General features: G+C 34.1%; 8 protein-coding genes. 4 read left to right on the forward strand and 4 right to left on the reverse strand.

What is annotated here, in order from left to right; all coding sequences use genetic code 11:
- Positions 1 to 246: 246 nt before the first annotated feature.
- Positions 247 to 1473 carry a peptidase T gene (gene pepT, locus HR057_RS16380; protein ID WP_173732536.1) on the reverse strand — a complete coding sequence of 409 codons (1227 nt, stop codon included), beginning with the start codon at positions 1471 to 1473 and terminating at the stop codon, positions 247 to 249.
- Positions 1474 to 1655: 182 nt separating this feature from the next.
- Between pepT and HR057_RS16385 the strand changes: the two genes are divergently transcribed.
- Complete coding sequence (locus HR057_RS16385) at positions 1656 to 2921, forward strand: glycosyl hydrolase family 18 protein (RefSeq protein ID WP_173732538.1); 1266 nt, start codon at positions 1656 to 1658, stop codon at positions 2919 to 2921.
- 14 nt (positions 2922 to 2935) lie between these two features.
- Here HR057_RS16385 and HR057_RS16390 read toward each other — a convergent pair whose 3' ends face one another.
- On the reverse strand, positions 2936 to 3145 hold the full coding sequence (locus tag HR057_RS16390; RefSeq protein ID WP_230474512.1) for a hypothetical protein: 210 nt from the start codon (positions 3143 to 3145) through the stop codon (positions 2936 to 2938).
- Between the two features lie 854 nt (positions 3146 to 3999).
- Between HR057_RS16390 and HR057_RS16395 the strand changes: the two genes are divergently transcribed.
- Entirely contained in the window at positions 4000 to 4200 is a 201-nt protein-coding gene (locus HR057_RS16395; protein WP_173732540.1) for an RNA chaperone Hfq, read from the forward strand.
- 88 nt (positions 4201 to 4288) lie between these two features.
- Here HR057_RS16395 and HR057_RS16400 read toward each other — a convergent pair whose 3' ends face one another.
- Positions 4289 to 6103: an FAD-dependent oxidoreductase gene (locus tag HR057_RS16400; protein WP_173732542.1), complete on the reverse strand. Its 1815-nt coding sequence runs from the start codon at positions 6101 to 6103 to the stop codon at positions 4289 to 4291.
- 207 nt (positions 6104 to 6310) lie between these two features.
- On the opposite strand from HR057_RS16400, the gene HR057_RS16405 reads away from it, so the two are divergent.
- Complete coding sequence (locus HR057_RS16405; RefSeq protein ID WP_173732544.1) at positions 6311 to 8059, forward strand: FAD-dependent oxidoreductase; 1749 nt, start codon at positions 6311 to 6313, stop codon at positions 8057 to 8059.
- Positions 8060 to 8519: 460 nt separating this feature from the next.
- On the opposite strand, the gene plsY is transcribed toward HR057_RS16405, so the two are convergent.
- Positions 8520 to 9116, reverse strand: a complete 597-nt coding sequence (gene plsY / locus HR057_RS16410) for a glycerol-3-phosphate 1-O-acyltransferase PlsY (protein ID WP_173732546.1) — start codon at positions 9114 to 9116, stop codon at positions 8520 to 8522.
- Between the two features lie 234 nt (positions 9117 to 9350).
- Here plsY and HR057_RS16415 point away from each other — a divergent pair, with 234 nt between their 5' ends.
- On the forward strand, positions 9351 to 9770 hold the full coding sequence (locus HR057_RS16415) for a CoA-binding protein (protein WP_173732548.1): 420 nt from the start codon (positions 9351 to 9353) through the stop codon (positions 9768 to 9770).
- The last annotated feature ends 97 nt before the right edge of the window (positions 9771 to 9867 follow it).

A 9867-nucleotide genomic window follows, 5' to 3' on the forward strand; every position in this document is an offset into this window, starting at 1 on the left:
TAAATAAAAAATACCCGAAATATGCTACTTTAAGAAATTAATTGTAATAGAAAAATCAAAAAGAGGATTCTAAAAAATTATCATCATGTTTTTAAAAACAATTATAGAATAGGGTGGGGCTTTCAGAAATCAATCATAAAATTTTCTTTAAAGCCCCAAAATTTAATAAAAGAGCTACTATAAAATTTAAAATTTGCTTTTATCATGAAATAAAGGCAGAAGAAGAAACGAAAGAACGTTTCTTTATTATGCTTTTTCTTCAAAAAGTTTAATAATTTCTATGATTACCATTGTTGCTTTGACCATATTATCTACAGAAATAAATTCATATTTTCCGTGGAAGTTCTCACCGCCGGTAAAAATATTAGGAGTTGGCAATCCCATAAACGATAATTGCGAACCATCTGTTCCACCGCGAATCGGTTTAATGACAGGTGTTACTCCTTGTTTTTCCATCGCTTCGCAAGCGATATCAACGATTTCTTTGACCGGTTCGATTTTTTCACGCATATTATAATATTGGTCTTTCATTTCTAAAATAATATTTTCTTCTCCATGCACTGTTTTCAAGTCTTGAATGATTTTTTCAATTTTTGTCTTTCTTTTTTGGAAATTTTCTTTATCGAAGTCGCGTATAATATAATGCAATTTTGTCTCTTCAACATTCCCCTCGAAAGAAAGAAGATGGTAAAAGCCCTCATAGCCCTCAGTAAATTCTGGTGCTTCTTCAGCTGGCAAACGACGGTTTAATTCCATCCCAATTTTTAATGAATTTACCATTTTTCCTTTTGCAGTTCCTGGATGAATGTTCTTACCTTTAATCGTAATTTTTGCATATGCTGCATTGAAACTTTCATATTGAAGTTCACCCAGTGGTCCGCCATCAATTGTGTATGCATATTTTGCTTGAAAAGCTGCTACATCAAATTTGTGCGGTCCGCGACCAATTTCTTCATCAGGTGTAAAAGCTACCCTTACTTTGCCGTGTTTAATTTCCGGATGTTGAATGAAATACTCCATCGCTTGCATTATTTCGGCAATGCCAGCTTTATCATCAGCACCTAGAAGTGTTGTTCCATCGGTTGTTATTAAAGTATGCCCTATGTATTTATGTAAAGCCGGAAAATCTTTCGGTGATAGAACCACACTCTCATTTAATTGAATCGGATTTCCATCATAGTTTTCAATAATTTGTGGATTTACATTTTTACCTGTAAAATCAACAGCTGTATCTAAATGGGCCAAAAAGCCGATGGTTGGTACATCTTTTTCTGAGTTGGCGGGCAAAGTTGCCATTACATAACCATTTTCATCTATCGTTACTTCTTCCATTCCAATATCTTTTAATTCTTGAACAAGCATGTTGGCTAATTCCAGCTGTCCAGTTGTAGAAGGGCATGTATGACTTGCTTCATTTGATTGTGTATCTACTTTTACATATTTTGTGAACCGTTCTATCAGTTTTTCTTTCAATTTTTATTCAACTCCTTTCTAAATTTCAGGTTTATTTTACCACTTTTTGCAATAGTCTATCACGTTTATGATTTTACATATTCAGTCCTTTTGGTTTCGCTATTTTAAGCTTTTAAAAGAATATAAATAAAAAAATAATCATAAGATGGATTAATGATACCTTTCGGAAGGTGTGATCTTGATTGGCCATCCATATTGTCCAAAATAACGACTCTGTATGGAAGATTGCACAAATGTATCAATCAACGACACAAAAAATAGTTGAATACAATGGCTTATTGTCAGCTTCTCAAATTATACCGGGATTGGCTCTTTATATTCCTACTGCTGGACCTACAAAACGTGGATATATAATAAAGGCTGGAGATACTTTATATGCATTGGCAAGGAGATATAATACTTCGGTTGAAAGTATAATTATAGAAAATCCTGGGATTAATCCATATCAATTGTTTGTTGGACAAAAAATTAGAATACCTTCCCAATATAAAATGACAATTGAAACGCTTGGTTTTATAGTACCTTATAATATTCAGGCTTCTATGGCTCAATTAAATAAAACAAAAGATGGTTTATCGTACGTTGCAATTGTAGCTTATTCATTCCTCGAATCGGGCTGGGCTTATAGAATCTTAGAAGATTCTCCGATAATTGCGAGGGCTAAACAGCTAGGAATTAAACCATTACTTATGATACGTAATATTGTTCAAGAAGGCTTCAGTGCAGAATTGGCAGGTGTTGTTTTAAGTAATCCTCTTTTACGCCAGCGATTAGTTGCAAGTATTGTCCAATTAATGGAACAAGCAGGCTATGAGGGAGTAAGTATTGATTTTGAATTTATTCCACCTCCACAACGCTATGATTTTGTCTTATTTTTATCAGACTTAAAACGTGCTATCAGAAATCGGCTTCTTCACGTAAACGTACACGCCAAAACAGAAGATATTCCAACGAATCGTATCATTGGTGCTTATGATTATGAAGCGATAGGAAACGTTGCAGATATTGTTGCAGTTATGACGATGGACTATGGTTACCCGGGTGGACCGCCTGATCCGGTTGCTCCATTATGGTGGATGGAACAAGTAGTTCAATATTCGGTAAGTTTAATAAATCCAAGGAAATTGCAAATTGCCTTTCCATTGTACGGATATGAATGGAAACTTCCAGAAACAATCACAACCTCTTTATCAGCAAATGCAGCTCAAAACCGTGCGATATCACTAGGTACAATAATCCAATATGATTCAATCGCATCAGCCCCTCATTATCGTTTTTATGATGGTACAAATCCACATATTGTCTGGTTCGAGGATATAAGAAGTTTTCGAGAAAAATATCGGCTAGTGGACGAATATAGCTTATTAGGTGTTACTTTTTGGCAGCTTGCATTTGATTTTCCTCAAAATTGGGTATTTCTACAACGAGAAGTAATCATTAGAAAATAATATTGGAGGCATCTTTAAGCAGACCACTTTTTATGGATAATCCCAATACCCGCCGTTTCAATAGTTCCTTTTCTTTCGTTTATGTATCGAACTTTTGTTTTATAAAGGTTGCTTTTTTCAAGTTCATCCATCGTAAATTCAATTAACAGCCTTTGCTTAAAATTGATAACGGTAACTTTTCTTTGACTACCAAACCAGCTCGTATTAAAAATTTTATAATTCATCCGATTACTTCATTAATTTATTACATGAATTGTCCTTTTTCTCATAAATTTATAAACACCTTATAGTTGATGCCTTCAAACTGTAAATTTTAACGAATCGGTTCTAACAATTAACTTCCCTTACATGGTAAGTAGTAATCTCAAAACAATTTATTTATGCCAATCCTTATTTCTTAACAAATTGGACTCTACTCGTTTTGCACATATCCAAGGAAGAAAATAGTATGTTTGTATGAACAAATCTTTTATTTATATTGTTTTTTATGGATTCTTTATTTTTCGCAAAAGGCATTTTTTAACATTCCTTAATTTGTTAGAATTAGGAGTATTAACCTGTGGTAAAATTAATTCATAGTTAACAGACAAAAGAGGGTGCAGGAATAGTGGAAATAAAATAAACTTCGGAAAAGCAAAGAGAAAGATTAAGACAAGAAGAAATGAAAAAAATTTAAATGGGAAAAATAAATGATGCGTTTACCAGAACTCAAAGTGGAAATTAGTTGCTAGCTGAAGTTGAAATTTCGACATTTTAATTTTATTAATCATTTTTGGTTATTTTGTTGCAACGGTATTGTAAAAAATTATGAATGCTATTCATGGGGGCTAGAATTTTTATTTAAAAAATTTTAAAGTGTTGCACCTATGTTTTTTTATATACTTTTAAGCGAATTTATTTTAGAAACATTATGCAATTTTAGAAATTGAAGATCACTTAACGTAGATTAAAGAAGGATTTTTTTTAAAATATAGCGAATAGTAGGTTTATGGTTTGTATTGAAAAAAGGAAATTTGTAAATAGATGTAGATAGAAAAAACAAATTTAAAATAAAAATAAGTACATAAGGGGTAAAAACATGACGAATGGAAAATTTGATTTGCAAACTAAATTTTTAGATGAAATTATTGAAAGTGGGAGGGTTGTAACAATCTATACAACAAATGGCGTTCCATTAAAATGTAAGATTCTTGGTCATGACAATTTTACCATTTTAATTGATGCAAAAGGTCAGCAGCAAATGTTGGGGAAGGGAGCTATTAGCACGATTGTAAAATAAAGATGTTAACCATAGCGGTAAAACGATATTAAGTAAAACAAAGAAAGGGTACAGGTAACAAACTCTGCTATCTGTACCCTTTTATATACTAAATCCAGCCGAATATTTTACCAACGATATAGAACATGCCTTCTCTTGTAATAGCTTCCTCATTTTTCCACTTATTAAGTTCTCTCAAATAAGAATTGTCAAAATCTTTAAATGGCAACTCTTTTACAATATTCATTGCTTCCTCGTAGGTTAAATTTTTCGTTTCTTTTGAATAATAATAGTTATATAAATACAAAATGTTTTTCTCATAATTTGGGTTTGTGGTTCGTTTCGCAATGTAGGTGTGCATTAATAGATTTGAAAATGATTTGTTTTTGGCAATGTCTTGTACAAACAAATCATTCGTATATCCGCCAAAGATAGCTCGGTGATTGAGCAATTCTCTGATGACAGGATAAAACGGTTTATCTTCGTAAGGAAATGGAATATTAAACGGTTTCACATCAAGTCCTTGTGCATTCAATGTTCTTTGCATTTCTTCAATAATTTTTTGATCGCCTGCCATAGTATGGAAATCAACGTCATGTTTTATTGCGATTGCACTTGCTGCACCGGCAGCTTCACCAGTTGCCATACCGGTTGGTACAACGCGAACAGAGCCTTGGGCCAATGAAGTATAACCGCCCGAACGACCAACGACTAATAAATTTGTAATTTTTTGTGGTACTAAGCTCCGAAATGGTATGCCATATTGAACCGGATTTACAACTACAGCCCCAGCATCATCAACGGAAGTAGCTTGAATGTCGGACGGATATCCACCATATGCGATCGTATCCCAATGATATTTGTTTTCCCATAAGTCGCTGACTGGAAGCTGATAAAGGGAATAGATATGCCGCGTTTCGCGTATATAGAGCTCTTCTGGAAAAGATACTATCTCGGCATGTTCAAAACCAGGAAAGTTTTTTTGAAGCCAATTAACGATGTGTCTCGTTTCTTTTTTACCGCGCTCAATTCCTTCTTTAATAGAAGCCTCAGATAAGCCATCTACACCAAATATTTGCAAAGCATTTATAAAATATCCTTCTTTATTTCGGATTAAATTTAAACCGCGTAGCCGCATGTTTGGATCTTGGGGTTTGTACATTTCTCGCAATTTTGGAAATCCCCAAGCAGCTTCCCTAGTCACCTCAGCTGGGCCAAATTTTTCACTTTTTGCAGTTTGACGAATTTTCCCCCAATCTACATTATTAAGGTGAATCATTAACGTTGCTGCCATAAATCGCCCGTTATATCCAACATCGCCTGCACCGATAAAGTGAGGAACACCGCTTAAAAAAGCAATATTTGCATCTTGAGTGGCATCGATATAGCGTTTCGCTTGGAATGTAAATTCTTTATTGTTTTTCAGGACTTTTATTGAAGCAATTTTCTTTTGATCTTTGAGAACTATTTCTTTAATTTTAGCATTAAGCAGCAATGATAAACCGTCTTGTTTATAAACAAGATTTAAAAAAGCATTTTTTGCTGCTTCAATTTCAAACGATTCTTTGTTTCCAACCATATTGTGCCATTCTTTAAAAATGCCGCTGCTTAAAATTTTATTATTAATTCCGTGCGGAAAATCAATCACATTCATTTTAGCATATGTAAAAAGTCCTCCAAGACCATCACGTTCTTCAATCAATAGAGTATTTGCACCATTTCTGGCAGCTGATAAGGCTGCAGCAACACCTTCCGGCTCGCCGCCAACGACAATCACATCGAACATTTTTACTTCTTTTTCGTCATCTAAAAGAATAGCTTCAATTTTATCTCTTGATTCTGTGTCAGGATTAATAAAGGCTTGGGTGCAGCTTGTAAGTAAAAGTAGTGAAAGTATTGCTATAATGATCGATATTTTTTTCATAGATGAGCTACCTCATTTGTCCCCAATATTTATTTCATCATATCATCAAATAGTATTCGAAGGAAGTTTGCATTTTATTGACGAGCAAAATATGATAAAGTTTCATATTTCTATTAAAAAATTTGGTTAATCTTTCAAATGTTATATGATAGTATGTTGAATAGGTCGCTATTTTAGAGAAATAATGATGTAAAAAAGGAGAGGAAAATGAAAAATAAAATTTTAGTAGCATTCTTTTTACTTATTTCAACATTATTAGTTAATTTTCAAGGTGGGCATGTTGCAGCTGCTGCAGAAAAAGTGAATTATGATGTCATCGTCATTGGTGGAGAGCCTGAGGGTATAGCTGCCGCATTATCTGCCGCTAGAAGTGGTGCGAAAACGTTGTTAATTGAAGAACGGGATGGCTTGGGTGGTTTGTTTACCTATGGAATGATGAATTTCCTCGATTTTCCTAAAGATCGTAGCGGGAAAATGGCAACGAAAGGTATTTTTCAAGAGTGGCATCGCAAAGTTGGTGGAGGTTTATCATTTGTGCCCGAAAAAGCTGGAGCTGTCTTTCTTGAAATGGTTAAGCAACAACCGAATTTATACCTTAGTTTGAATACGAAAGTTGTAAAAGCAATTGTTGAAGATTCAAAGATTAAAAGTATAGTAATTGACACAAAAGGTTATAAAAAAGAATTACGGTCACATACATATATTGATGCGACGCAAGATGCTGATTTTGCGGTTTTAAGCGGAGTACCTTATTTCTTAGGGGCAGCTGACGTTGGTTTTGAAGATAAACAAATGGCCGTTACATTAATGATCCATTTGCAAGGCTTAGATTGGAATAAAATTAAACAAACCGCAAAAAGTGGAAAATTCGGTTCAGCCCAAGTGACAAATGAAGGAGCTTGGGGATTTGCGAAATTGCGGGATATTTATAAACCAGTTGATCCTAATATGCGTTTGCGCGGTTTTAACTTGGCAAAAAATGAGGGTGGTTATTATATTAACGCCCTGCAAATTTTTGGGGTTGATGGGCTTGATCCTCAGTCCAAGCTTGAGGGGATTGAACGCGGTAAAAAAGAAACCGTTCATATCCTAGAATGGCTGAAAGTGAATTTTCCAGGCTTTGAAAATGCCAAGATTGCTAGTTTTCCAAAAGAGCTTTATGTGAGAGAAACTAGACATATCAAGTCTCTCTATCAACTACCTGTCAGCGATTTATGGGAAAACAAATATCATTGGGATACAATTGCCTATGGAGCATATCCAGCAGATATTCAGGCGGTCTCCATTGACGACCCCGGTGCGATTGTTGTTAATCCAGATAAGTATGGCATCCCATTCCGGAGTTTAGTACCACAAAATATGAAAAATTTACTTGTAGTCGGTCGATCAGGGGGTTATTCTTCACTAGCAGCTGGTTCGGTGCGAATCGTGGCAACAGGAATGGGAACTGGCGAAGCTGCTGGAGTTGCTGCAAAACTTGCAGTTCAGAAAGGGCTTACATTTGATGAAATGGCTGCTAATAAAGCAGTTATAAAAGAATTGCAATCAATATTACATAAGAAAGGTGCACTAGTAAGTCCTTTTACAGCTAATTACCCTTATCAGGATGCTGTTTATTATCCTGCCATTCGAGAATTACTAAATGCAAGGGCATTATATGGAAATTACAACAATAATGTTGGAGAAAAAGAAATTGCCACTAACTTTACTTTTACCAACATACTGAAACAAGTGTTTTTAGTCATGTCACTTACAGATCCAAAATATAAAGAAAATATTGAGTATATAACAAAGTACAATCTTGAAAATGCTTCTATTCCATTAACACGGGATGAAGTAAACCGTATCCTTTCTGAGCTGCCACATCCAATGGCAGAAATAAAAGTCAGCGGAACAAATAAGATGACTAGAGGCGAAATGTATACTTTATTAATGACAATATTTAATTGGAGTTAGTGATATTAAGGCTGCTTTTAAAAGGCAGCTTTTTTTCGTTCGAGATTATCCGTTGGGACAAGAAGCATCAACTAATAATGATGCACTATTACTGTATATTTCTTGTCACCATTAAATTTTTTTAAATGCATCTAACAAAACATCTTTTCATGAAAGCAATAAATGTTGGCAAAGTCCGTTAATATCCCAACATGTTTTTCTCCAACAAATTATAAATTTAATGGCTTATTTACTTCATTTCCTCGAGACGTATTTCTATTAGTTGAGAATCAATCACTTCGACTGAATTTAAATTTATCCAAAATAATAGGAAGCTAGGAAAAGGATTGAAGAAGAATCTTTTAAATTGTATCTTTTAAGACCATGCTGCTTAAATAAAATAATTAAAAAATAATAGAATAAAATTTCATTTTTTTATTTGATGCATTCTAAACAAAAAAAAACGCCAAGGATGACATCCTTAGGACGTTTTTTTTGACAACCATTTAATTTTTGGTTCAGTTCCATTCATAATTCGTTTAATATTTGCACGGTGGCGGTAAATAATAAACGAAGCTAAGAGAGTAATGACAATAATTAATGGGACATCACCAGTGAAAAGACTATAAATCACTCCAATAACTCCAGCTGTCATCGATGAAAAAGATACATACTTTGAAATGTATAAAGTTATAAAAAAGACACCGATCAATGAAATAAATAAAATTGGATCATAAAACAAGAGGACACCGGCAGATGTTGCCACTGCTTTTCCACCTTTAAATTTAGCAAAAATTGGATAAGTGTGTCCGATAACAGCAGCTAATCCAACCAACAATGGATGTAAAGGTTCCTGTCCAAATAAAATTGGTAAACTTGCCGCAAGCGTTCCTTTTAAAATATCGGCACTTGTTACGATGATTCCCGCTTTTTTTCCAAGCACACGAAACGTATTAGTTCCACCTAAATTTCCGCTTCCATGCTCGCGAATATCGATCCCATAACCTAGTTTACCTACAATTAACGCAAAAGGGATCGACCCTAGTAAATATGCTAATAATAAAACTACAATTATCATGCTTTGCAAAACTCCTTCAGTTTTAGTTCCTTTATTTTAACACGAGTTGATAAAAATGACATTATTATCATAAATGTTCCTTACGGTTATTGAAAGTATGATTTAAAAAAACTTAAAATCTTAATTTTTTCAGGTTAAATTATAAAAAAGCAAAACAAATTTTTTGTGTTTTATTGGTATTATTTGCTATGCTAAATAAAGAATAGACGATTTTATGAAAATGGGGTGATACAAATGGCAATTGAAAATCCTAGCCGTGAAGAAATTGCTGAAATATTAAGAACAAAAAAAAGAATTGCTGTTGTTGGCTTATCAGATAGTCCAGAAAAACCTTCCTACATGATTGCTAAAGCAATGCAAAATGCAGGCTATGAAATTATTCCTGTAAACCCAAAGATTGATGAAGTACTCGGGGTAAAAGCTTACGCCTCATTAAAAGATATAGAAGGTCATATCGACATTGTCAATGTTTTTCGCCGTTCAGAACAATTGCCGGCAATCGCTAAAGAAGCGGTTGAAGTAGGTGCTGATGTATTTTGGGCACAACAAGGTATTGCAAATGAAGAGGCATACAATTATTTAAAGGAACATGGCGTGACCGTTATCATGGACCGCTGCATTAAAGTAGAGCATGCACTGACAAAGGCAAAATGAATGTATTTTTAATATTCTTTTCATGAGAGGCTGTCCAAAAAAGGAAAGTGCTCCCCTTAAGGTGACAGAAAAAAATCTGTGTTACCTTAAGGGGAAT

Origin of the sequence: Calidifontibacillus erzurumensis, from assembly GCF_013303125.1 — a bacterium.
Lineage (GTDB): Bacteria > Bacillota > Bacilli > Bacillales > Bacillaceae_J > Calidifontibacillus > Calidifontibacillus erzurumensis.